Source organism: Klebsiella sp. GG_Kp173, from assembly GCF_040062415.1.
GTDB classification, from domain to species: domain Bacteria; phylum Pseudomonadota; class Gammaproteobacteria; order Enterobacterales; family Enterobacteriaceae; genus Klebsiella; species Klebsiella quasipneumoniae.
On the sequence record NZ_JBEAFZ010000081.1, the window covers coordinates 42194 to 65518 of the forward strand.

General features: G+C 58.5%; 24 protein-coding genes. 19 read left to right on the forward strand and 5 right to left on the reverse strand.

Annotated elements, in window-relative coordinates; all coding sequences use genetic code 11:
* From yceG to ABLU50_RS18500, 13 genes are all read left to right on the forward strand, one after another.
* Window positions 1-1023 carry a cell division protein YceG gene (yceG, locus tag ABLU50_RS18440; protein WP_004204565.1) on the forward strand — a complete coding sequence of 341 codons (1023 nt, stop codon included), beginning with the start codon at window positions 1-3 and terminating at the stop codon, window positions 1021-1023.
* The gene (gene tmk / locus ABLU50_RS18445) at window positions 1013-1654 is read left to right on the forward strand and encodes a dTMP kinase (protein ID WP_004204566.1); all 642 of its coding nucleotides are present in this window, start codon (window positions 1013-1015) and stop codon (window positions 1652-1654) included. Before yceG ends, tmk begins: the two co-directional genes overlap by 11 nt.
* Window positions 1651-2655 carry a DNA polymerase III subunit delta' gene (gene holB, locus ABLU50_RS18450; RefSeq protein ID WP_017900729.1) on the forward strand — a complete coding sequence of 335 codons (1005 nt, stop codon included), beginning with the start codon at window positions 1651-1653 and terminating at the stop codon, window positions 2653-2655. The genes tmk and holB overlap by 4 nt, the downstream gene beginning before the upstream one ends.
* A 10-nt stretch (window positions 2656-2665) precedes the next feature.
* Window positions 2666-3460: a metal-dependent hydrolase gene (locus ABLU50_RS18455; protein WP_004204569.1), complete on the forward strand. Its 795-nt coding sequence runs from the start codon at window positions 2666-2668 to the stop codon at window positions 3458-3460.
* Between the two features lie 296 nt (window positions 3461-3756).
* Complete coding sequence (ptsG, locus tag ABLU50_RS18460; RefSeq protein WP_004204570.1) at window positions 3757-5190, forward strand: PTS glucose transporter subunit IIBC; 1434 nt, start codon at window positions 3757-3759, stop codon at window positions 5188-5190.
* A gap of 261 nt (window positions 5191-5451) precedes the next feature.
* Complete coding sequence (gene hinT / locus ABLU50_RS18465; protein ID WP_348864925.1) at window positions 5452-5808, forward strand: purine nucleoside phosphoramidase; 357 nt, start codon at window positions 5452-5454, stop codon at window positions 5806-5808.
* Window positions 5809-5812: 4 nt separating this feature from the next.
* Complete coding sequence (locus ABLU50_RS18470) at window positions 5813-6187, forward strand: YcfL family protein (RefSeq protein WP_004204572.1); 375 nt, start codon at window positions 5813-5815, stop codon at window positions 6185-6187.
* A 21-nt stretch (window positions 6188-6208) separates the two neighbouring features.
* Window positions 6209-6847 carry a penicillin-binding protein activator LpoB gene (lpoB, locus tag ABLU50_RS18475; RefSeq protein WP_072096711.1) on the forward strand — a complete coding sequence of 213 codons (639 nt, stop codon included), beginning with the start codon at window positions 6209-6211 and terminating at the stop codon, window positions 6845-6847.
* A complete protein-coding gene (gene thiK, locus ABLU50_RS18480) occupies window positions 6828-7655 on the forward strand; it encodes a thiamine kinase (RefSeq protein ID WP_087832958.1) in 828 nt (275 codons plus the stop codon). The genes lpoB and thiK overlap by 20 nt, the downstream gene beginning before the upstream one ends.
* A 23-nt stretch (window positions 7656-7678) precedes the next feature.
* The gene (gene nagZ, locus ABLU50_RS18485) at window positions 7679-8689 is read left to right on the forward strand and encodes a beta-N-acetylhexosaminidase (RefSeq protein WP_165453798.1); all 1011 of its coding nucleotides are present in this window, start codon (window positions 7679-7681) and stop codon (window positions 8687-8689) included.
* 35 nt (window positions 8690-8724) lie between these two features.
* On the forward strand, window positions 8725-9267 hold the full coding sequence (gene ycfP, locus ABLU50_RS18490; protein WP_002900775.1) for an alpha/beta hydrolase YcfP: 543 nt from the start codon (window positions 8725-8727) through the stop codon (window positions 9265-9267).
* A gap of 244 nt (window positions 9268-9511) precedes the next feature.
* Window positions 9512-10816 (forward strand): NAD(P)/FAD-dependent oxidoreductase, encoded by a 1305-nt coding sequence (locus ABLU50_RS18495; RefSeq protein ID WP_080841160.1) that lies wholly within the window; start codon window positions 9512-9514, stop codon window positions 10814-10816.
* Window positions 10817-11009: 193 nt separating this feature from the next.
* Entirely contained in the window at window positions 11010-11549 is a 540-nt protein-coding gene (locus ABLU50_RS18500; protein WP_002900781.1) for a glycine zipper 2TM domain-containing protein, read from the forward strand.
* 57 nt (window positions 11550-11606) lie between these two features.
* Here the strand turns inward: ABLU50_RS18500 and ABLU50_RS18505 are convergent, their stop codons facing one another.
* On the reverse strand, window positions 11607-13796 hold the full coding sequence (locus ABLU50_RS18505) for a TonB-dependent siderophore receptor (RefSeq protein ID WP_049115943.1): 2190 nt from the start codon (window positions 13794-13796) through the stop codon (window positions 11607-11609).
* A gap of 69 nt (window positions 13797-13865) precedes the next feature.
* Here ABLU50_RS18505 and ABLU50_RS18510 point away from each other — a divergent pair, with 69 nt between their 5' ends.
* Window positions 13866-13988, forward strand: coding sequence for a hypothetical protein (locus ABLU50_RS18510; RefSeq protein WP_004140642.1), 123 nt, complete (start codon window positions 13866-13868; stop codon window positions 13986-13988).
* A gap of 52 nt (window positions 13989-14040) precedes the next feature.
* On the opposite strand, the gene ABLU50_RS18515 is transcribed toward ABLU50_RS18510, so the two are convergent.
* A complete protein-coding gene (locus ABLU50_RS18515) occupies window positions 14041-14676 on the reverse strand; it encodes a TetR/AcrR family transcriptional regulator (protein WP_004204579.1) in 636 nt (211 codons plus the stop codon).
* Window positions 14673-14792: a hypothetical protein gene (locus ABLU50_RS18520; protein ID WP_048294479.1), complete on the reverse strand. Its 120-nt coding sequence runs from the start codon at window positions 14790-14792 to the stop codon at window positions 14673-14675. The genes ABLU50_RS18515 and ABLU50_RS18520 overlap by 4 nt, the downstream gene beginning before the upstream one ends.
* A 133-nt stretch (window positions 14793-14925) precedes the next feature.
* Here ABLU50_RS18520 and bhsA point away from each other — a divergent pair, with 133 nt between their 5' ends.
* Window positions 14926-15183 carry a multiple stress resistance protein BhsA gene (gene bhsA / locus ABLU50_RS18525; protein ID WP_002900788.1) on the forward strand — a complete coding sequence of 86 codons (258 nt, stop codon included), beginning with the start codon at window positions 14926-14928 and terminating at the stop codon, window positions 15181-15183.
* Between the two features lie 128 nt (window positions 15184-15311).
* On the opposite strand, the gene ABLU50_RS18530 is transcribed toward bhsA, so the two are convergent.
* Together ABLU50_RS18530 and mfd are read right to left on the reverse strand one after the other, a co-directional pair.
* On the reverse strand, window positions 15312-16265 hold the full coding sequence (locus ABLU50_RS18530; protein WP_017898955.1) for a L,D-transpeptidase family protein: 954 nt from the start codon (window positions 16263-16265) through the stop codon (window positions 15312-15314).
* Between the two features lie 164 nt (window positions 16266-16429).
* Window positions 16430-19876 (reverse strand): transcription-repair coupling factor, encoded by a 3447-nt coding sequence (mfd, locus tag ABLU50_RS18535; protein WP_023317920.1) that lies wholly within the window; start codon window positions 19874-19876, stop codon window positions 16430-16432.
* Window positions 19877-19915: 39 nt separating this feature from the next.
* On the opposite strand from mfd, the gene ABLU50_RS18540 reads away from it, so the two are divergent.
* The 4 genes from ABLU50_RS18540 (at window position 19916) to lolE (ending at window position 23318) form a co-directional block, all read left to right on the forward strand.
* Complete coding sequence (locus ABLU50_RS18540) at window positions 19916-20047, forward strand: hypothetical protein (RefSeq protein ID WP_004140630.1); 132 nt, start codon at window positions 19916-19918, stop codon at window positions 20045-20047.
* Window positions 20048-20180: 133 nt separating this feature from the next.
* On the forward strand, window positions 20181-21380 hold the full coding sequence (lolC, locus tag ABLU50_RS18545) for a lipoprotein-releasing ABC transporter permease subunit LolC (protein ID WP_004204582.1): 1200 nt from the start codon (window positions 20181-20183) through the stop codon (window positions 21378-21380).
* Window positions 21373-22074 (forward strand): lipoprotein-releasing ABC transporter ATP-binding protein LolD, encoded by a 702-nt coding sequence (gene lolD / locus ABLU50_RS18550; protein WP_004204584.1) that lies wholly within the window; start codon window positions 21373-21375, stop codon window positions 22072-22074. Before lolC ends, lolD begins: the two co-directional genes overlap by 8 nt.
* Complete coding sequence (gene lolE / locus ABLU50_RS18555) at window positions 22074-23318, forward strand: lipoprotein-releasing ABC transporter permease subunit LolE (RefSeq protein ID WP_008806005.1); 1245 nt, start codon at window positions 22074-22076, stop codon at window positions 23316-23318. The genes lolD and lolE overlap by 1 nt, the downstream gene beginning before the upstream one ends.
* Window positions 23319-23325 lie beyond the last annotated feature (7 nt).

A 23325-nucleotide genomic window follows, 5' to 3' on the forward strand; every position in this document is an offset into this window, starting at 1 on the left:
ATGAAGAAAATGTTACGTTTTATCCTGTTGCTGGTGGTGCTGTTGGGCATCGCCGCGGCGGCAGGAATGTGGAAGGTACGCCAGCTGGCGGACAGCAAGCTGCTGATTAAAGAAGAGACCATCTTTACCCTCGAAGCCGGCACCGGCCGGCTGGCGCTGGGGCAGGATCTCTATCGCGAGAAGGTGATCAATCGCCCGCGCGTGTTCCAGTGGCTGCTGCGGATGGAGCCTGAGCTGTCTCACTTCAAGGCCGGGACCTATCGCCTCACGCCGCAAATGACGGTGCGCGAGATGCTGCAGCTGCTGGCCAGTGGCAAAGAGGCTCAGTTTCCGCTGCGCTTTGTCGAAGGCATGCGCGTCAGCGACTACCTTCGTCAGCTGCGCGATGCTCCCTACGTGAAGCACACGCTTGAAGACGATAGCTACGCGACGGTAGCTAAGGCGTTAGGTCTTGACCATGCCGACTGGGTGGAAGGCTGGTTCTGGCCGGACACCTGGATGTACACCGCCAATACCAGTGACATCGCTATCCTCAAGCGCGCGCATCAGAAAATGGTCACTGAAGTGGCGAAGATTTGGGAAGGACGGATGGATAATCTGCCCTATGCCGATCAGAATCAGCTGTTGACCATGGCCTCGATTATTGAGAAAGAGACCGCGGTAGCGGAAGAGCGCGATCGCGTCGCGTCGGTATTTATCAACCGCCTGCGCATCGGCATGCGCTTACAGACCGACCCAACGGTGATCTACGGGATGGGCGAAGGGTATAATGGAAAGTTAACGCGTAAGGATCTGGAGACGCCGACCGCGTACAATACCTATACCATCAGCGGCCTGCCGCCAGGCCCTATCGCGGTGCCGGGCGAAGCGTCGCTTAAGGCGGCCGCCCATCCGGCGAAAACACCATACCTCTATTTTGTCGCCGACGGGAAAGGGGGCCATACGTTTACCACAAACCTGGTCAGCCATAACCGCGCGGTGCAGGACTATCTGAAAGTACTTAAGGAAAAAAATGCGCAGTAACTATATCGTCATCGAGGGGCTGGAGGGCGCCGGGAAGACCACCGCACGTCAACTGGTGGTGGAGACGCTGCAGTCGGCAGGTATTCACGATATGGTGTTTACCCGTGAGCCGGGGGGCACAATCCTTGCTGAAAAACTGCGTAGCCTGGTGCTGGATATCCAGTCCACGGGCGATGAAGTGATTAACGATAAAGCGGAAGTGCTGATGTTTTACGCGGCGCGCGTCCAGCTGGTGGAGACGGTAATTAAGCCTGCTCTGGCTCGCGGCCAGTGGGTGATCGGCGATCGTCACGATCTCTCCACCCAGGCCTATCAGGGCGGCGGCAGGGGCATTGACCGCACGATGCTGGCGACGCTGCGCGACGCCGTTCTCGGCGATTTTCGTCCCGATTTGACGCTGTACCTCGACGTTACGCCGGAAGTGGGGCTGCAGCGCGCCCGCGCTCGCGGCGAACTGGATCGCATTGAGCAGGAGTCGATGAACTTCTTCAATCGTACCCGCGCGCGCTACCTTGAGCTGGCTGCGGCAGATCCTTCTATCCGCACGGTGGACGCGACGCAGCCGCTGGATGCCGTCGCGCGCGATATTCGCGCCACGATCGCCCAGTGGATGGCGGAGCAACCGGCATGAAATGGTATCCGTGGCTGCGCCCCTCGTTCGAACAACTGGTCGGTAGCTATCAGGCCGGACGTGGCCACCACGCCTTACTGTTACAGTCTCTGAGCGGGATGGGCGGCGAGGCGTTGATTTATGCGCTGTGCCGCTTCCTGATGTGCCGCCAGCCTGAAGGGCATAAAAGCTGCGGTCACTGCCACAGCTGCCAGCTGATGCAGGCCGGTACGCACCCCGATTACTATCCGCTGAGCCCTGAGAAAGGCAAGAGCGCGCTGGGTATTGACGCGGTGCGCGATGTCAACGACAAGCTCTATGAGCGCGCGCGCCTCGGTGGGGCGAAGGTGGTATGGATTAGCGATGCCGCCTTGCTGACCGATGCTGCCGCCAACGCGTTGCTGAAAACGCTGGAGGAGCCGCCGGAAAATACCTGGTTCTTCCTCGCCTGCGAGGAGCCGGCGCGTCTGCTGACCACCCTGCGCAGTCGCTGCCGCCTGCACCACCTGTCGCCGCCGACGGAATCTTATGCCCTGGCCTGGCTGGAGCGTGAGGTGAACCTGCCGCAGGAGGCGCTGCTGACCGCGTTACGTCTGTGCGCCAGCGCGCCGGCCGCCGCGCTCGAACTGCTTAAAGAGCCGCAGTGGACGGCGCGACAGCAGCTGTGTCAGGCGCTGGCGACCACACTGGCGAGCGGTGACTGGCTGGCGCTGCTGCCGATACTCAATCATGAACAGGCGGCGGTTCGCCTGCACTGGCTGGCATCGCTGCTGGTCGATGCGCAAAAACGACAGCAGGGAATTGCCCTGGTGAGTAACCCGGATGTCTGGCCGCTGCTGGAGCAGCTGGCGCACAGTCTGCCCGCCGCCCGGCTGCAGGCGATTGCCCATGACGTCTGTACCTGCCGCGAGCAATTGTTGAACGTCGTCGGCGTCAACCGCGAACTGCTGCTCACCGAGCGCCTGCTGCGCTGGGAACATTACCTGCAACCCGGGACGGTTTTACCCGTCTCCCACCTCTGAGTGAGACATTATGTTTTTAGTCGACTCCCACTGCCATCTTGATGGTCTGGATTATCAAACCCTGCACAAAAACGTCGATGACGTACTGGCAAAAGCGGCCGCACGCGATGTGAAATTTTGCCTGGCGGTCGCCACGACGCTGCCTGGCTACCGCAGTATGCGCGAGCTGGTAGGAAGGCGTGACAACGTCGTCTTCTCCTGCGGCGTGCACCCGTTAAACCAGGATGAGCCCTACGAGGTGGAGACGCTGCGCACGCTGGCGGCGGAAGAGGGCGTCGTCGCGATGGGAGAGACCGGACTGGACTATTTTTATACCCCGGAAACCAAAGTCCAGCAGCAAACTTCGTTCCGTGACCATATCCGTATCGGCCGGGAGCTGAACAAGCCCGTGATCGTGCATACCCGTGACGCTCGCGCCGATACCCTGGCCATTTTACGCGAAGAAAAGGTGACGGATTGCGGAGGCGTACTACACTGTTTCACTGAGGACAGGGAGACGGCGGGTAAGCTGCTCGACATGGGGTTCTATATCTCGTTTTCCGGTATCGTCACTTTCCGTAACGCCGAGCAGCTGCGCGATGCGGCGCGCTATGTTCCGCTGGATCGTCTGCTGGTGGAGACCGATTCGCCATACCTGGCGCCGGTACCCCATCGCGGCAAAGAGAACCAGCCGGCGCTGGTGCGTGACGTTGCTGAATACATGGCGGTACTGAAGGGTGTGTCGCTGGAGCAATTGGCTCAGCAGACCACCGACAATTTTGCCACGCTGTTCCACATTGACCCCGCCCGCTTGCAACCTGCTTGATCTGCTTATTATTTTAAGGCTCGTAATTAATAGCCAAAGCGAGTAAAGTTCACCGCCACAAAAGTGGCGGTGAAGGTTTTTTGGCAACATCTGGATACAACTTATGTAAGCTGATGTAAATTTTTACCGGAAGGCTGATTGAAACGTGATAGCCGTCAAACAATCATCCCGTTAATTATTTTACTCTGTGTAATAAATAAAGGGCGCTTAGATGTCCTGTCCACGGCGCGGTTCTCCCCCCGGGCCAATGCGTGAAAACGTAAAAAAGTACCAAATACTCAGGAGCACTCTCAATTATGTTTAAGAATGCATTTGCTAACCTGCAGAAGGTCGGTAAATCGCTGATGCTGCCGGTATCCGTACTGCCTATCGCAGGTATCCTGCTGGGCGTCGGTTCCGCAAACTTCAGCTGGCTGCCAGCCGTGGTCTCCCACGTTATGGCAGAAGCAGGCGGTTCAGTTTTCGCCAACATGCCGCTGATCTTCGCTATCGGTGTGGCCCTCGGCTTCACCAATAACGACGGTGTATCCGCACTGGCTGCAGTGGTAGCTTACGGCATCATGGTGAAAACCATGGCGGTGGTTGCGCCGCTGGTGCTGCATTTACCTGCTGACGAGATTGCGGCAAAACACCTGGCTGATACCGGCGTGCTTGGCGGTATTATCTCCGGTGCTATCGCCGCGTACATGTTTAACCGCTTCTATCGCATTAAGCTGCCAGAATATCTCGGCTTCTTTGCGGGCAAGCGCTTTGTACCGATTATCTCTGGTCTGGCCGCTATCTTCACCGGCGTGATCCTCTCCTTCATTTGGCCGCCGATCGGTTCCGCGATCCAGACCTTCTCCCAGTGGGCTGCTTATCAGAACCCGGTGGTGGCGTTTGGTATCTACGGTTTCATCGAGCGTTGCCTGGTGCCGTTTGGTCTGCACCACATCTGGAACGTTCCTTTCCAGATGCAGATCGGCGAATACACCAACGCGGCTGGTCAGGTATTCCACGGCGATATCCCGCGCTACATGGCAGGCGACCCGACCGCGGGCAAACTGTCTGGCGGCTTCCTGTTCAAAATGTACGGTCTGCCGGCAGCGGCTATCGCGATTTGGCACTCTGCTAAACCGGAAAACCGCGCCAAAGTGGGCGGTATCATGATCTCCGCCGCGCTGACCTCGTTCCTGACCGGTATCACCGAGCCGATCGAGTTCTCGTTCATGTTCGTGGCGCCGATCCTGTACGTTATCCATGCCATCCTGGCGGGTCTGGCGTTCCCGATCTGTATCCTGCTGGGTATGCGTGACGGTACTTCGTTCTCTCACGGCCTGATCGACTTTATCGTGCTGTCCGGTAACAGCAGCAAGCTGTGGCTGTTCCCGATCGTCGGTATCTGCTATGCGATCGTGTACTACGTCATTTTCCGCGTGCTGATTAAAGCCCTGGATCTGAAAACACCGGGTCGTGAAGATACCACCGAAGAGAGCAAAGCTGGCGCAACCAGCGAGATGGCTCCGGCTCTGATCGCCGCTTTCGGCGGTAAAGAGAACATCACCAACCTCGACGCATGTATTACTCGTCTGCGTGTTAGCGTGGCGGATGTAGCGAAAGTTGACCAGGCTGGCCTGAAAAAACTGGGCGCCGCTGGCGTGGTAGTGGCAGGTTCTGGCGTACAGGCCATCTTCGGTACCAAGTCCGATAACCTGAAAACTGAAATGGATGAGTACATCCGTAACAGTTAAGACGTAGTATCGGGGAGACTAAGGCAGCCAACTGGCTGCCTTTTTTACGTGACAAGATCGGCCTTCCAGAGGCGATAACCCTGCTAACTGTCCGCCAAATGCTTATTCCCTCAGCAGCTAAGTCTATAGTTGAATAAGAAAAAGAGCTTTCAGGTTGAAAGAGAGGGAGGATGTCGCTCATACTCTTACCGGAACCTGTGCGTCTGCGTTTATCTGCAGAAGCAGGCCAGCGTACGGGATAAAACTAATAAGGAATCAGTCATGGCAGAAGAAACGATTTTCAGCAAAATCATTCGCCGGGAGATCCCGTCGGATATTGTTTATCAGGATGAGCTTGTGACCGCTTTTCGCGACATCTCCCCGCAGGCGCCCACCCACATTCTGATTGTCCCGAACGTTCTGATTCCTACCGTAAATGACGTCACCACCGAACATGAGCTGGCCCTGGGCCGGTTGATGACCGTCGCGGCGAAGATTGCCCGCGATGAAGGCCTCGCCGACGATGGCTACCGGTTGATCGTCAACTGCAACCGCCACGGCGGCCAGGAAGTTTACCATATCCATATGCATCTGCTGGGCGGTCGTCCGCTGGGTCCGATGCTGGCGCACAAAGGCTAACGCCATGCTAAGGACCCTTTTGGGCGCGTGTCTGGCGGCGGGGCTGCTGGCCGGATGTAGTTCACACCCGGAGATCCCGGTTTCTGACCAGCAGGCGCTGGTGATGGAGTCGAGCGTGCTGGCCGCCGGGATCAGCGCCAGCGAGCCTGTCGTCGTGGCGACGGAGATACAGGCTACCGCCTCCTCTACGCTGTATAACGAGCGCCAACAGCCGGTCACCGTGCATTATCGTTTTTTCTGGTATGACGCCCGAGGGCTGGAGATGCACCCCCTGGAGGCGCCGCGCACCATCGTGGTCCCGGCTCGCTCCTCGGTGACGTTGTATGGCAGCGCCAATATCCTGGGGGCGCATAAGGCCCGCCTTTATCTTTATCTGTAAGGGGTAATTATAATGATGAAAATGTGTCGCTATGCGTTAATCACAGCACTGGCGATATTCCTCGCAGGCTGTGCGGGGCTGCGTGAGCAGCCCGCGCCGGTAGAAGAGGCCAAACCGCAGCCGCAGCAGCCTGCGCAGCCGCAGCCCACGGTGCCGACGGTACCGGCGGTGCCCTCCGTCCCGTCGCAGCCAGGACCGATTGAGCATCAGGATCAGCAGTCGGGTCAGCCGGCGCCGCGCGTGCGTCATTATGACTGGAACGGCGCGGTGCAGCCGATGGTGGGACAGATGCTGCAGGCGGGCGGGGTCAATGCCGGCAGTATTCTGCTGGTTGACAGCGTGAACAACCGCACCAACGGTTCGCTGAATGCCGGAGAAGCCACCACCGCGTTACGTAACGCGCTGGCGGGCAACGGCAAATTTACCCTTGTTTCACCGCAGCAGCTGGCGGTCGCCAAGCAGCAGCTGGGCCTGTCGCCGCAGGACAGCCTCGGCAGCCGCAGCAAAGCCATGGGCATCGCCCGCAACGTGGGCGCGCAGTATGTGCTTTATTCCAATGCCACTGGCAACGTCAACGCGCCCGAGCTGAAGATGCAGTTGATGCTGGTGCAAACCGGCGAGATTATCTGGTCAGGTAAAGGTGCGGTTCAGCAACAATAAGCTAACGCGCGACGAGCTCTTGTCGCGCTTCTTTCCCCACTATCATCCTGTCGCCTCGCTGAGCCAGACCGGCTTTAGCGGCGGCAGTGTGATTATCAGCGATGGCGACCAGCGACGAGTGCTGCGTCAGCCGCACGACCCGTCTGCCGCTGCCTGTTATTTTCGCCGTCAGTATCGTGCGCTGCGCCGGCTGCCTGCCAGGCTGGCGCCCAATCCTCTGTTTTACTCGCCCTGCTGGATGGTGGTGGAGTATTGCGCGGGTGAGGTGAAAAGCGAGTTACCTGACTGCCCGCAGCTGTCTGGCTTATTGTATGATTTGCATCAGCAACCGCGGTTCGGCTGGCGTGTTAGTCTCGGGCCGCTGCTGGCGCAGTACTGGCAGAGGAGCGATCCGGCCCGGCGCACGCCGCGCTGGCTACGTTGGCATCAGCGGCTGTGCCGCCGGGGCGAGCCTCGTCCTCTGCGGCTGGCGCCGCTGCATATGGATGTCCATGCCGGCAATATTATCCACAGTGACGCCGGTCTGAAGCTGATCGACTGGGAATATGCCGGCGATGGCGATATCGCGTTGGAGCTGGCCGCCGTGTGGATCGCCCCGGACGAGCGCCGCCAGCTGGTGGCGGCATATGCCCGACGGGCGGCTATCGACGCGCAGCAGCTATGGCGGCAGGTGGCGCGCTGGCGTCCGTGGGTACTGCTGCTCATGGCGGGCTGGTATGAAATGCGCTGGCGGCAGAGCGGGGATCGGCAATTTATCATGCTGGCAGATGAAACATGGTGTCAGTTAGACAACGAACGCAAAGGATAAGAGAGGTCAGTGTGGGCCCAGTGATGTTGGATGTTGAAGGGTATGAACTGGATGCGGAAGAGCGAGAGATTCTGGCGCATCCATTGGTGGGAGGGTTGATCCTCTTCACCCGAAATTATCACGATCCGGCGCAGCTGCGGGAGCTGGTGCGCCAGATCCGCGAAGCCTCCCGTAACCATCTGGTGGTGGCGGTCGATCAGGAAGGGGGACGCGTTCAGCGTTTCCGCGAAGGTTTTACCCGTTTACCGGCGGCCCAGTCTTTCGCTGCGCTGCTGGGGATGGAAGAGGGGGGCAAACTGGCCGCCGAGGCCGGCTGGCTGATGGCCAGCGAAATGATCGCGATGGACATCGATATCAGCTTTGCGCCGGTGCTGGACGTCGGCCATATCAGTGCCGCAATCGGCGAACGTTCTTATCATGAAGATCCGCAGAAAGCGCTGACGATGGCGCGTCACGTCATTGACGGCATGCACGCCGCGGGCATGAAAACCACCGGCAAACACTTCCCGGGACACGGGGCGGTGACTGCCGATTCGCACAAAGAAACCCCCTTCGATCCGCGTCCGGCATCGGTTATCCGCGACCACGATATGGCGGTATTCAAAAGCCTTATCGCCGAGCAGCGTCTGGATGCCATTATGCCGGCGCATGTGATTTACCCGGAGCTCGACCCGCGTCCGGCGAGCGGTTCGGCCTATTGGCTGAAAACGGTGCTGCGCGGCGAGCTGGGCTTCGATGGGGTGATTTTCTCCGACGATCTGTCGATGGAAGGGGCAGCGATCATGGGCAGCTATGCCGAACGCGGCCTGGCATCGCTCGACGCCGGTTGCGATATGATACTCGTCTGCAATAATCGTAAGGGCGCGGTCAGTGTGCTGGATAACCTGTCGCCGATCAAAGCAGAGCGTGTTACGAAATTGTATCATAAAGGTTCCTTTTCCCGTCAGGAGTTAAGGGATTCAGCCCGTTGGAAAACGGTGAGTGCCCAGCTGGAGCAGCTTCATGCGCGCTGGCAAGAGGCGAAGTCCGCGTAACGCTCTGCGGGGCGTTGTTGTCTGGTGAGGATGCGATGATTATCTATTTACACGGTTTTGACTCGAACAGCCCCGGTAACCACGAGAAGGTGATGCAGTTGCAGTTTATTGACCCTGACGTGCGGTTGATAAGCTACAGCACGCGCCATCCCAAGCACGACATGCAGCATCTGCTGAAAGAGGTTGATAAAATGCTGCAGCTTACCGCCGATGACCGGCCGCTGATCTGCGGCGTTGGACTCGGCGGTTACTGGGCGGAGCGGATTGGTTTCCTTTGCGATATCCGTCAGGCGGTGTTCAATCCGAACCTGTTTCCGCATGAGAATATGGAAGGCAAAATCGACCGACCGGAAGAGTATGCTGACATCGCCACCAAATGCGTGACCAACTTCCGCGAAAAGAACCGCGATCGCTGTCTGGTGGTGCTTTCCCGACAGGACGAAGCGTTGGATAGCCAGCGTTCCGCCGACCTTCTGCACCACTATTATGAAATTATCTGGGATGAAGAGCAGACCCATAAGTTTAAAAACATTTCGCCGCATCTGCAGCGGCTGAAAGCGTTTAAAACCCTCGGTTAAGCCTTTTCCCCTGTCTCCAAACCCGCGCCGGGTTCACCGCGCGGGTTTTTTCATGTCTACACTTATTGGTTTCGCTGAAAAAATACGCGACAAAACTTGATGCACATCAATTTTGGTATGACCAATGCACCGTTCATGGTATTCTCGACAGTGCTGAATGGTTTCATTGACGTAACTTGTTGTTAAATAAAGGCTATTTTAATAACTTTTATTTAACAATTGGTTAATAATTTTAGGGGTACACATGACTACGCCATTGAAAAAAATCGTAATTGTGGGTGGCGGCGCAGGCGGACTGGAACTGGCAACTCAGCTGGGGAAAAAGTTAGGGCGCCATAAGAAAGCGAAAATCACCCTGGTGGACCGTAACCACAGCCATCTGTGGAAGCCGCTGCTGCACGAAGTGGCCACCGGTTCTCTGGATGAAGGTGTCGATGCGCTGAGCTATCTGGCCCATGCCCGCAACCACGGCTTCCAGTTCCAGCTGGGGTCGGTGGTCGATATCAATCGCGAAGGGAAGACCATCACCCTCGGCGAGCTGCGCAATGAAAAAGGCGAGCTGCTGGTGGCTGAGCGTAAACTGCCGTACGACACGCTGGTGATGGCGCTGGGCAGTACCTCGAATGACTTCAACACCCCTGGCGTTAAAGAGAATTGCATTTTCCTCGACAACCCGCACCAGGCGCGTCGTTTCCATCAGGAAATGCTCAACCTGTTCCTTAAATACTCCGCGAACCTCGGCGCTAACGGTAAAGTCAACATTGCCATCGTCGGGGGCGGCGCCACCGGCGTGGAACTCTCCGCTGAGTTGCATAATGCCGTGAAACAGCTGCACAGCTACGGCTACAAAGGGCTGACCAACGAAGCGCTGAACGTCACGCTGGTCGAAGCGGGCGAACGCATTCTGCCGGCGCTGCCGCCGCGCATTTCCGGGGCGGCGCATAATGAGCTGACCAAGCTGGGCGTACGGGTGCTGACGCAGACCATGGTCACCAGCGCCGATGCGGGCGGCCTGCACACCAAAGATGGCGAATATATTGAAGCGGATCTGATGGTCTGGGCGGCAGGGATCAAAGCGCCAGATTTCATGAAAGAGATCGGCGGCCTGGAAACCAACCGTATCAATCAGCTGGTGGTTGAGCCGACGTTGCAGACCACCCGCGACGCGGATATTTTCGCCATTGGCGACTGCGCCTCCTGCGCCCGTCCGGAAGGCGGCTTTGTACCACCGCGTGCCCAGGCGGCGCACCAGATGGCCACCTGCGCGCTGAATAACATCCTCGCGCAGATGAAAGGTAGACCGCTGAAGGCGTATACCTATAAAGACCATGGCTCACTGGTATCGCTATCCAACTACTCCACCGTCGGCAGCCTGATGGGCAACCTGATGCGCGGCTCGATGATGGTGGAAGGGCGCATTGCGCGCTTTGTGTACATCTCCCTGTACCGTATGCACCAGATCGCCCTGCACGGCTATTTCAAAACCGGCCTGATGATGCTGGTTGGGCGCATCAACCGCATCATTCGTCCGCGCCTCAAGCTGCATTAATCGCTGTTGCGACCCGGAGCGCGCCCTGGCGGCGCCTCCGGGCTCTTCTGCTGAACCGGCGGCGATCCCGCTCGGAATCCTCTGAATCCCTTTGATTTGCAGCGAATTCTCGCACTTTTCATCCGCTATCTGATTTGCGCCTTCCCGGGGCCGGTTGCAAAATTGTATCAACAGCAACAAAGGAGGATCTCCCGTGAATAAATCTATGTTGGCGGGTATAGGGATAGGCGTGGCTGCCGCGCTGGGCGTTGCAGCTGTCGCTGGTCTCAACGTGTTAGATCGCGGCCCGCAGTATGCGCAAGTGGTCTCCAGTACACCGATTAAAGAAACCGTGAAAACCCCGCGCCAGGAATGCCGCAATGTCACCGTGACCCATCGTCGTCCGGTGCAGGATGAAAACCGCATCGCCGGTTCCGTGCTGGGCGCGGTGGCGGGCGGGGTGATTGGCCACCAGTTCGGCGGTGGTCACGGACGCAGCGTGGCGACGGTGGTGGGCGCGCTGGGCGGCGGCTATGCCGGTAACCAGATCCAGGGCGCGATGCAGGACAACGACACCTACACCACCACGCAGCAGCGCTGCAAAACGGTGTATGACAAATCCGACAAAATGCTGGGTTACGATGTGACCTATAAGATAGGCGATCAGCAGGGGAAAATCCGGATGGATCACGATCCTGGCAGCCAGATCCCGCTGGACAACAACGGCCAGCTGGTCCTGAACAACAAAATCTAAAAACAGATTTGTGTATTGATTAGCCCCTCAATCGCTCAGGCTGAGGGGCTTTTTTTATCAGAAGGTTAACGCGTAATTCAGACCGAAGGTGCGGCCGCGGCCCTTGTATTCATACAGCGACGAGCTGCCGTAGGTTGGGCTGTAGAGCAGCGGCGCGCGCTGGCCCCAGATGGTGATATAGTCTTCGTTAAGCAGGTTTTCGATACTGAAGGTCAGTTTTCCCACCGGCAGCGCGTAACTGCCGATAAAATCGACGGTGTTATAGCCTTCCAGCTTGTTGCCGGCGGCGTCGCTGAGGTCAAACACCTGCTGGCTCTGCACGCGCAGGCTCCACGGATCCGGCGCCCAGCCCACCCAGGCGGTGGCTTTGGACGGCGAGGCGAGGGTGACGTCCCACTTCTGCCAGCGGCCATCGGTCTGCACCTGTGATTTCAGCACGTTGAAGTTGCCGCCGACGCTCCAGTCGCTGTCCGGAATAAAGTAATCGACCGCACCCTCAACGCCGTAAATACGCCGTTTGTCGGACTGAACATCGATGGTCATATCGGTACGGTTGACGACGATGGTCTTATCCGAAGTCGAGTAATACGCCGCCAGCTGAGTGCGCAGGTTATCGCCGGTATAGCGCCAGCCCAGCTCATACGAGTTAACTTTGATCCCCTGCAGCGGCGAGTCATCGACGTTGACGCTGGAGAGCAGCGGCAGATGACCGTTGACCGCCGCGCCGTATTTCCCGATGCCATAGTATTTACCCGGATCCGGCAGCTCAACGCCCTGCGAGAAGTTAAACCAGGTCTGCTGACGCTCGGTCAGATGGGCCACGATCCCGGCGTTAAACAGGAAGTTGTCATAATCGGTTTTGCCGCCTTTGATGGCGTCGGCGGAGCGCGCTTTGCCGTTGGCGATATCCTGTTGCTGGGCGTAGCCGACAAAGTCGTCAACCCGGTTTTCGGTCCACTGGTAGCGAACTCCGCCGCTGAGGGTAAAGATATCGTTCAGATCATAGCTCGACTGCAGGAACGGCGCGACGTTGGAGATACTGTATCCCGGATAGCGGCCGGTGGTGTAGATCGATTCGTTGTGCAGCCCGCCGGACGCCAGCGATTGTTGCAGATCGAAGAACATCTGGTTGGCATTGAAGGTCTCATGATCGGCGTCGAGACCCCAGGTGAGATCCCATCCCGCCAGCGGCTGGCTGTTGAGGGTCAGCTTTGCCCCGTACTGATCGGTATCCTGCTGCGACGAGGAGAAGCTGCTGACCTGACCTTTGCTGAGCGTCGGGAATGGATAGAAGGTGAGGGACTCATCGCGATAGTACACCTGGCTCACCAGATTCTGGCCGAAGAAATCGGCATCGGAGTACTGGAGGCTGATCAGATGGCGCTCGGTGCCGGGGATACGATCGGAATTGAGCCCATCGGTGGTGTACGCTTTGCCGCCGCTGGTGACCGCGGACATATTTTTCCCGAGCCACAGGCCATAGTCATCATCGCCCTGGCTTTTATAGTACTGGGTGACCAGCTGCAGCTGGCGGTTGTCATCGATCTCGATCGTTCCCGTCCCCATGACGTCCAGACGATCAGAGTGCTGGAGCCCCGTTTGGGTGTTATCGAGGATCAGCGCATCGTTATTGCCGTCGTACCAACCGCCGAAACGCTGATAGGCTACCGATAAACGCCCGGACGCGTGGTCTGTCCCGCCGCTGACCGCCGCCGCGACGCGCTCATCATGATCGTTGCTGTTTGCAAACCCGCTCTTGCTGCCCACCTCAAGATCGACCTGGCGATCCTGCTGCCCTTTTTTGGTGACGATGTTGATAAGTCCGCCGGTACTGCCGCCGCCGTAAAGCGAGGTTGCCCCGGAGATCACTTCGATATGTTCGATGTTGAACGGGTCGATGGCGTCGAGCTGGCGGCTGTCGGTGCGTGAAGAGTTGAGCCGGACGCCGTCAATCAGCACGACGATGGCGCGCCCGCGCATGTTCATCCCATAGTTGGTGCGCCCCTGGCTGCTGACGTCGATGCCCGGGATCAGCTGCGCCAGCACGTCTTTGAACTCTTTTCCGCCCTGGACCTGCTGCTCAATTTCCTGGCCCTCAATGACCCAGGTGGTTTGGGCCATTTCGGCTACGGTGCGGTGGGTGCGGTTCGCGCTAACGATTATGCTGTCTTCTTCAGACTGAGCCGCCAGCGCAGGCAGCGCGCTGGCCAGCAGCAGAGGGTGGAGCACCCAGAGGCGCTTTTTCATATCCATTCCTTTTATGAGCAAGTTGTTTTGTCGTTGTTATGGGCCGGCGTCGGGCCGGTATTCGTTACAATGCGAAACATCTGGAAAAACTCAAAAAAGGATTTTGCACATAATGAATATCGCAATCAATATCATTTGCGTTTATCTTGCGCGAGAAAAGGTAATAAAAATCAATCTATTTTGTGGGGATAAAGCGAAACGGCGGGCGGTTCCGGCGGTTGAACACCGCCGGAAGCGGGGCGCATCAGGACTCGAGGACCAGCGGCCAGAGACGGAGGGTGGTGTCAGTGATTTGCATCAGTTTGTCAAAATCGGCGCCTTCCCGTGCGCTGATGGACATCCCCTGCAGGACACAGTTGAGAAACTGCGCCAGCTGCCCCACGTCGCGGCCCGCGGGCAGTTCGCCCTGCGCTTGTCGCTGCTGCAGAAACTGGGTTAGCGCCTGCTCCTGCATCGCATGGCGGGATTTGATGGTATTGGCGATATCCGTCGAGGAGGCGGCCAGCGCGGCGGAGGTATTAATGATAAAGCAGCCGGCCGGTGTCTCTTTGCTGGTAAAACAGGTGGCGACCGCGGTGAAGTAGTCGCGCAACGCCCGATCGACGGATTTTCCCTCAGCAAACAGCACGGCTTCGTGCTTCGCGGCAAAGCGCGAAATGTAACGGTCCAATACTGCGCGGAACAGTCCTTCTTTATTCACAAATTCCGCATACAGGGTGGGGGCTTTTGCTCCTGTCGCCTCGACCAGATCGGCGAGCGAGGTCGCCTCATAGCCGTGCTGCCAGAAGAGTGTCATGGCTTTGTCCAGCGCCGCATCCCTGTCGAACACCTTCGGTCGGCCACGGCTTTTTTTGGCGCAACTCTGAACGTCAGTTGTCATGATGCCGTTGTACCTATGTTGGTTTGGTGAATCGTCATTATAAAAATAAACGATCGCCGGGGCCAGCGCTGTTGGTTCAAAAATAAATAATTCATATGCGTATGAAAATTAAGCATTTTATAAATAGTTAAACGGTCGTTATAAAAATGCGTTGACGTGTGACTTAGATCACATTAATATTTACCTATCGATCGTTAAGTTAATGCTTACGACCCTACTATAAAATTCATCTGCATAGGTATAATAATCATGAAAACCGTTAATACTCTGGCTATTGCCGCCGTTCTTAGCTCCCTCTCTTTCGCCAGCTTTGCCGCTGTTGAGGTGCAGTCCACCCCAGCCGGCCAGCATAAAGTGGGCACTATCTCAGCTTCCGCAGGGACTAACCTGGGTTCGCTGGAAGACCAGCTGGCGCAGAAAGCGGATGAGATGGGCGCCACCTCATACCGTATTACTTCGGTAACCGGTCCGAATACCCTTCACGGTACCGCGGTTATCTACAAGTAAACCCGATGCGTCGCTGCCCGGCCCCCTTCACCGGTCAGCGATGAGTAAAACCCTGTTGTACCCCTGTTTGACCCTTGCCAACAAAAAACCCGCCTGAAGGCGGGTTTTTTGTTTTCTGCGGTGTGAGGTTACAGCGACTGCGGGCCGGGGTCCGCATGACGGGTGACGTCAATGGGCATGCCCGAGCGGTAATTCATCGCGCGCTCCATCACTGTTCCGTCGGTCTGCGGCGCCTGTTTGAACGCCTTCATGGCCGCGTTAAGCGTAATAGGCAGGGTCTGCGGGTCGTCATCGATATGCTCAGACAGCGGCTGATGGACCTCAACCAGACGGCGACCGTCCGGCTCTACCGACGCCTTGATCGGCGTGTTGATAATATTCACCTTCGTGCCCGGCGAGATGGCGTTGTACAGCGCCTTGATATCGTTGTCGCGCAGACGAATACAGCCGGAGCTGACGCGCATACCGATGCCGAAATCGGCATTGGTGCCGTGCAGGAGATAGACTCCGCCATAGGCGGCGAGGCGGATGGCGTGATGTCCCATCGGGTTGTCAGGACCGGCAGGCACCACCGCCGGCAGCTCAATCCCCATCGCTTTGTAGCGCGCGCGAATGTTGGCGGTTGGCGTCCAGGTCGGATTGGCCCGCTTGTCGGACACGGTCGTAACCATTGTCGGCGTGATGGTGGTTCCGCCCAGCTGGCCGATGCCGATCGGGTAGACGGTCACTTCATTCTTGCCCGGCGGGTAATAGTAGAGGCGCAGTTCGGCAAGGTTAATCACCAGCCCTTCGCGCGGCGCATCGGGCAGCAGCGTCTGCAGGGGGATGGTCAGCACGCTGCCGGCGCGCGGAACGTAGGGGTCCACCCCGGGATTGGCCTGCAGCAGGGCCAGGAAGCCGACATTGTACTTTTTGGCAATTGCCTCCAGCGAACCGCCGTTATCCTGCACCACATGGAACTGATTCTGCCCCACCAGTCGGCTGCCCGGCGGGGGTAGGGGCCAGGTGTTAGCGCGCGCGGGCAGCGCCAGCGCAGCAACCAGCGCGACCAGCGCCAGCATCAAGGGGAAACGGATTCTCATTACCATAACTCCAAAATATATAAGTGGTTATTTTTATATGAAAAAGGAGATGAGATTATGGCGTGAGTCTGTGTGGGGAAATCCAGGCGGATTGCAAAATGTTTGTAAAGATTGCCAGATATGTGGAAAGGGGGATACGGCGTAACGGCCATATCCCCCCGCGATCAGGCGACGGCGTTCTCTTCCAGCTGGCGCATGAACTGGCGAACCCAGTCCATCCGCGTCTTACGCTCCTCGAGATCCTGCATGAACTTCAGGCGCGTCGGCCCGTCCAGGCGGAAGTGCTGCGGCTGCTTCTGCAGCAGGCCAATTAACCACACTGGATTGACGTTGTTTTTCTCGTTAAATTCGATCACGCCGCCTTTTTCGTTACTTTCCAGTTTACGGATCCCCAGCTTCTGCGCCTGCTGACGCAGACGGGCGATATCCAGCAGGTTGCGGGCGGCGTCGGGCAGGCGACCAAAACGATCGATCAGCTCGACTTTGATCTCCTCCAGATCCTGTTCGTTTTTGGCGCTGGCAATGCGCTTATAGAACGACAGGCGGGTATTGACGTCGGGGATGAAATCGTCAGGCAGCAGGGAAGGCATGCGCAGTTCGACTTCGGTCTGCTGGCTGGTGAGATCCTCCAGCGACGGCTCGCGCCCGGCTTTCAGCGCATCCACCGCATTCTCCAGCAACTCCATATACAGGGAGAAGCCGATGGTCTCCATCTGACCGCTCTGATCTTCGCCCAGCAGTTCCCCGGCGCCGCGGATCTCCAGATCGTGGGTAGCTAGCGCAAAGCCGGCACCAAGATCTTCCAGCGAGGCAATGGCTTCAAGGCGCTTTTGCGCATCGGTGGTCATCGCCTTTGGATGCGGCGTCAGCAGCCAGGCATAGGCCTGGTGATGGGAGCGGCCAACGCGGCCGCGCAGCTGGTGCAGCTGGGCGAGGCCAAAATGGTCGGCGCGTTCGATGATGATGGTGTTGGCGGTGGGAATGTCGATCCCGGTTTCGATGATGGTGGTGCACACCAGCACATTGAAGCGCTGGTGATGGAAGTCATTCATCACCCGCTCCAGCTCACGCTCCCGCATCTGACCGTGGCCGATGGCGATCCGCGCCTCAGGCACCAGCTCCGCCAGTTTGTCGGCGGCTTTCTGGATGTTCTCGACATCATTAAACAGGTAGTAAACCTGGCCGCCGCGCAGCGTTTCACGCAGGATCGCCTCGCGCACCACCAGCGCATCGTATTCGCGAACGAAGGTCTTTACCGCCAGGCGGCGCGCCGGCGGCGTGGCGATGATCGACAGATCCCGCATCCCGCTCATCGCCATGTTCAGCGTTCGCGGGATCGGCGTGGCGGTGAGGGTCAGGATATCGACATCGGCGCGCATCGCTTTGATGCGCTCTTTATGCCGCACGCCAAACCGGTGCTCTTCGTCGACGATCAGCAGCCCCAGATCGCGCAGCTTCACCTCGCTCTGCAGCAGCTTGTGGGTGCCGATCAAGATATCGATTTTGCCTTCCGCGGCCTGCTCGAGGATCTGCGCCTGCTCCTTAGCGCTGCGGAAACGGGAGAGCATTTCGATGCGTACCGGCCAGTTGGCGAAACGATCGCGGAAGTTGTCATAGTGCTGCTGAGCCAGCAGGGTGGTCGGCACCAGTACCGCCACCTGTTTGTGGTTCTCCACGGCGAGGAAGGCGGCGCGCATGGCCACTTCAGTTTTGCCGAAGCCCACATCGCCACACACCAGGCGGTCCATGGCCAGCGGCTGGCACATATCGCTGAGGACGGCGTTGATCGCCTGCGCCTGATCCGGCGTGGTTTCAAATGGGAAACCGTCGCAGAACAGCTGATACTGTTCGCGGTCGTGTTTAAAGGCAAACCCGGCTTTCGCTGCGCGCTGGGCGTAGATATCCAGCAATTCGGCCGCGACGTCGCGTACCTTCTCGGCCGCTTTTTGCCGCGCCCGGGTCCAGGCATCGCCGCCCAGCTTGTGCAGGGGCGCGTTCTCTTCCGCTCCGCCGGCGTAGCGGCTAATAAGATGCAGGGAGGAGACCGGAACGTATAATTTGGCATCGTTGGCGTAGGTCAGCATCAGGTATTCGCCGGTGATGCCGCCCGCCTCCAGGGTAGTCATGCCCGCATAGCGTCCCACGCCGTGTTCCAGGTGAACGACCGGCTGGCCGATATGCAGTTCGGCAAGGTTGCGAATGAGTGTGTCAGGGTTAATGGTGCGACGGGAATCCTGACGACGGCGCGCGACGCGCTCGCCCAGCAGGTCGCTCTCGCAAATCAGCGCCAGGCCGCGCTGGCTGTCGATAAACCCGTGCTCGGCGGCGCCAATCATCAGATAGCGGCCGTTGCCGGTGGCTTCCTCCAGACGCAGCACGTGTTTTGGCGCAACTTTAATCCGCGCCAGCATTTCGCTCAGCGCTTCACGGCGACCCTCGCTTTCCACCGAGAAGATCACCGGGCCGGTAAACGCTTCGAGGAAGCGGCGCAGATTATCCAGCGGCGCTTTGTTTTGCGCCTGGACGGCGAGGTCCGGCAGCGTCTGGTAGCCCAGATTGGTATTTGCCGCTTTTTCCGCCAGGCGCTCGGTTTTCAGCTGTACGCGCGGCCACTTTTTCAGTTCGCTAAACAGCTCATCGCTGCGCAGCCACAGCAGTTCCGGCGGCAGGAGCGGGCGCATCGGATCGACGCCGCGGTTTTCAAAACGGGCGCGGGCTTCATTCTGGAAACGCTCCGCGCTGGCCTCGAGATCGCCGGTGTTGACGATCAGCGTGCTGGAGGGGAAATAGCTGAATAACGGCGGCAGCGGCTCGCTGAAGAACAGCGGCTGCCAGTATTCGATACCGGCAGGCAGCGTCCCTTTACTGACCTGCTGATAGATATGCTCGGCATCGCGTTTCACTTCAAAGCGGTCGCGCCACTGGCTGCGGAACAGCTCGATGGCGGTCTGATCGGTGGGGAATTCGTGCGCCGGGAGCAGGTTAATGGCCGCCACTTCCTCCAGCGTGCGCTGGCTGTCGACGTCGAACAGGCGCAGGCTGTCGATTTCATCGTCAAAGAAATCGAGGCGGTAGGGCTGGTCGCTGCCCATCGGGAACAGATCGAGCAGCGCGCCGCGGGTGGCATATTCGCCATGCTCCATCACCTGATCGACATGGCGGTAGCCGGCCCCCTCAAGCTGATCGCGCAGCGCATCGCGCGACAGGCGCTGACCCTTTTTCATCACCAGCGCGTGGCCGTGAAGGAAGCTGTGCGGACAGACGCGCTGCATCAGCGTGCTGACCGGGACGATCAGCACGCCGCGCTGCATGGTGGGTAACTGGTAAAGGGTGGCAAGACGGGAGGAGATGATGTCCTGATGCGGTGAGAAGCTGTCATAAGGGAGCGTCTCCCAGTCCGCCAGCCCCATCACCATGCTGTCGGTGAACTGCCTGATCTCGTCGTTCAGACGCAGCGCGTTTTGCATGTCAGGCGCCACCAGCACCACCGGGCCCTTGTGGCGTTCGGCCATCTCCGCCACCAGGGTGGCGCAGGCTGCGCCGGTCAACTCGCCAAGCTGGCGCTGGTCACCGGCTTTCACCGGCAATGAGTATCGATATTGTTCAGGCATAGACGGTTTCATGGTCTCTTAGGGATTCGCTCTGCCGATATGGAGGGCAACTCGCTGATATTCAATAGTGAGATTATCCGCGATTGGTCTGGATTCGCCAACCCGAATTGCCATCGCGTGTTGGGTGAAGAAAGGTCAGCGCTGTCGATAAGCGTAAAGATAAATAAGTAAGTACTTATCTATCCGTTTGTATTTGCTTGGGTTTTAGGGTTTTTGCTAATAAAGTCGTCAGGTATCAGTCATTTACGCTGCCCCTAATCGCTTATATACTCGGGAATCGGCTATCAGCAACCAGATGGATGACATGTATCAACCTGCCGCACTCTTTATCGGCCTGCGCTATATGCGTGGGCGAGCAGCCGACCGCTTCGGTCGCTTCGTCTCCTGGCTTTCCACCATCGGTATTACCCTCGGCGTCATGGCGCTGGTGACGGTCCTGTCGGTGATGAACGGCTTTGAACGCGAGCTGCAAAACAACATCCTGGGGCTGATGCCCCAGGCCATACTTAGCGCCAAACAGGGTTCGGTGAATCCCCAACAGCTGCCGGAGCGCGAGGCGAAACTCCAGGGCGTAACCCGGGTGGCGCCGATCACCACCGGCGACGTGGTGCTGCAGAGCGCGCGCAGCGTGGCGGTTGGGGTCATGCTGGGCATCGACCCGGCGCAGAACGATCCCCTGACCCCGTATCTGGTGAACGTCAAACAGAGCGATCTGCAGGCGGGTAAATATAACGTTATTCTCGGCGAGCAGCTGGCGGGTCAACTGGGGGTTAATCGCGGCGATAAAATTCGCCTGATGGTTCCTTCCGCCAGCCAGTTTACGCCGATGGGCCGCGTGCCGAGCCAGCGCCTGTTTACGGTCATCGGCACCTTCGCTGCCAACAGCGAAGTCGATGGTTATCAGATGCTGACCAACATCGACGACGCTTCCCGTTTGATGCGCTATCCGCTGGGGAATATCACCGGCTGGCGCCTGTGGCTGGATAAACCGCTGCAAGTGGATACCCTCAGCCAGCAGACGCTGCCGCCGGGCACCCAGTGGCAGGACTGGCGCGAGCGCAAGGGTGAACTGTTCCAGGCGGTGCGCATGGAGAAAAATATGATGGGCCTGCTGCTCAGCCTGATCGTCGCCGTCGCGGCCTTCAACATTATTACCTCGCTGGGGATGATGGTGATGGAGAAGCAGGGCGAAGTGGCGATCCTACAGACCCAGGGGCTGACGCCGCGGCAGATTATGGCCGTCTTCATGGTGCAGGGCGCCAGCGCAGGGATCGTCGGCGCGCTGCTGGGAGCGGTGCTTGGTGCGCTGCTGGCCAGCCAGTTGAATAATTTAATGCCGATCATCGGCGCCTTCCTTGACGGCGCGGCGCTGCCGGTGGCGATTGAGCCGCTGCAGGTCGTCGTTATCGCCCTGGTGGCGATGGCGCTGGCATTGTTGTCTACGTTGTACCCTTCCTGGCGCGCTGCCGCCACTCAACCCGCTGAGGCTTTACGTTATGAATAAGATCCTGCTGCAATGCGACAACCTGTGCAAACGCTATCAGGAAGGCAATGTGCAAACCGATGTCCTGCACAATGTCAGCTTCAGCATTGATGAAGGCGAGATGATGGCCATCGTCGGTACCTCCGGCTCCGGCAAAAGTACCCTGCTGCATCTGCTGGGCGGCCTCGATACCCCCACCTCTGGCGACGTGATTTTCTCCGGCCAGCCGATGAGCAAGCTCTCCACCGCCGCGCGCGCCGACCTGCGTAACCGCGAGCTGGGCTTTATCTATCAGTTCCACCATCTGCTGCCGGACTTTAGCGCACTGGAAAACGTGGCGATGCCGCTGCTGATTGGCAAAAAGAAGCCGGCGGACATTGAACGCCAGGCGAAAGCGATGCTGCAGGCGGTCGGGCTTGAACACCGCAGCCATCACCGTCCGTCGGAACTCTCCGGTGGCGAACGCCAGCGGGTGGCGATTGCCCGCGCGCTGGTGAACAAACCGCGACTGGTATTGGCGGATGAGCCGACCGGTAACCTCGACGCTCGCAACGCCGACAGCATCTTCCAGCTGCTGGGCGAACTGAACCTCGCGCAGCGCACCGCGTTTCTGGTGGTGACCCACGACCTGCAGCTGGCGAAGCGGATGAGCCGCCAGCTGGAGATGCGCGATGGCCGCCTGACCGCCGACCTGACCCTGATGGGGGCCGAGTAATGGCCTCTCCGTTATCGTTACTGATTGCATTGCGTTTCAGCCGCGGCCGGCGGCGCGGCGGCATGGTGTCGCTGATCTCGGTGATCTCCACCATCGGTATTGCGCTGGGGGTGGCAGTGCTGATCGTCGGTCTCAGCGCGATGAACGGCTTTGAGCGCGAGCTGAATAACCGCGTGTTGGCGGTGGTGCCGCACGGTGAAATCGAACCCGTGAACCAGCCGTGGAATAACTGGCAGGAGGCGCTGGCTAAGGTGCAGAAAGTGAAGGGGATAGTCGCCGCGGCGCCCTATATTAACTTCACCGGCCTGGTGGAAAGCGGCAGCAATATGCGCGCCATCCAGGTGAAAGGGGTCGACCCGCAGCAGGAAACCCGGCTCAGCGCGCTGCCCACCTTTGTGCAGAATAACGCGTGGGCCGGCTTCAAGGCCGGTGAACAGCAGGTGATTCTGGGTAAAGGCGTCGCTGATGCGCTGCACGTGAAGCAGGGAGACTGGGTGTCGATCATGATCCCTAACGCCGACGCCGACCATCAGCTGCTGCAGCCGAAACGCGTCAGGCTGCATGTGACAGGTATTTTGCAGCTGAGCGGCCAGCTCGATCATAGTTTTGCCATGATCCCGATGCAGGATGCGCAGCAGTACCTGGAGATGGGCGGCAGCGTGACCGGTATCGCCATCAAGGTCACCGACGTTTTCCATGCTAACAAGCTGGTGCGCGACGCCGGCGAGGTGACCAACAGCTACGTCTATATCAAGAGCTGGATCGGCACCTACGGCTATATGTATCGCGATATCCAGATGATCCGCGCCATTATGTACCTGGCGATGGTGCTGGTGATCGGCGTGGCCTGCTTCAATATCGTCTCGACGCTGGTGATGGCGGTCAAAGACAAAAGCGGCGATATTGCGGTGCTGCGCACGCTTGGCGCAAAAGACGGCTTAATTCGCGCGATTTTCGTGTGGTATGGTTTATTAGCCGGATCGGTAGGCAGCCTGTTTGGGGTGGTGATCGGCGTGATCTGCGCGTTGAACCTGACGTCAATCATCAACGGCATCGAATACCTGATTGGGCATAAATTCCTCTCCGGCGACATCTATTTTATTGACTTCCTGCCATCAGAACTGCACTGGCTGGACGTCTTTTATGTGCTGGTGACAGCACTGTTGCTGAGTTTGCTGGCCAGCTGGTATCCCGCCCGCCGCGCCAGCCGTATCGACCCGGCGAGGGTGCTGAGTGGCCAGTAATTTATCG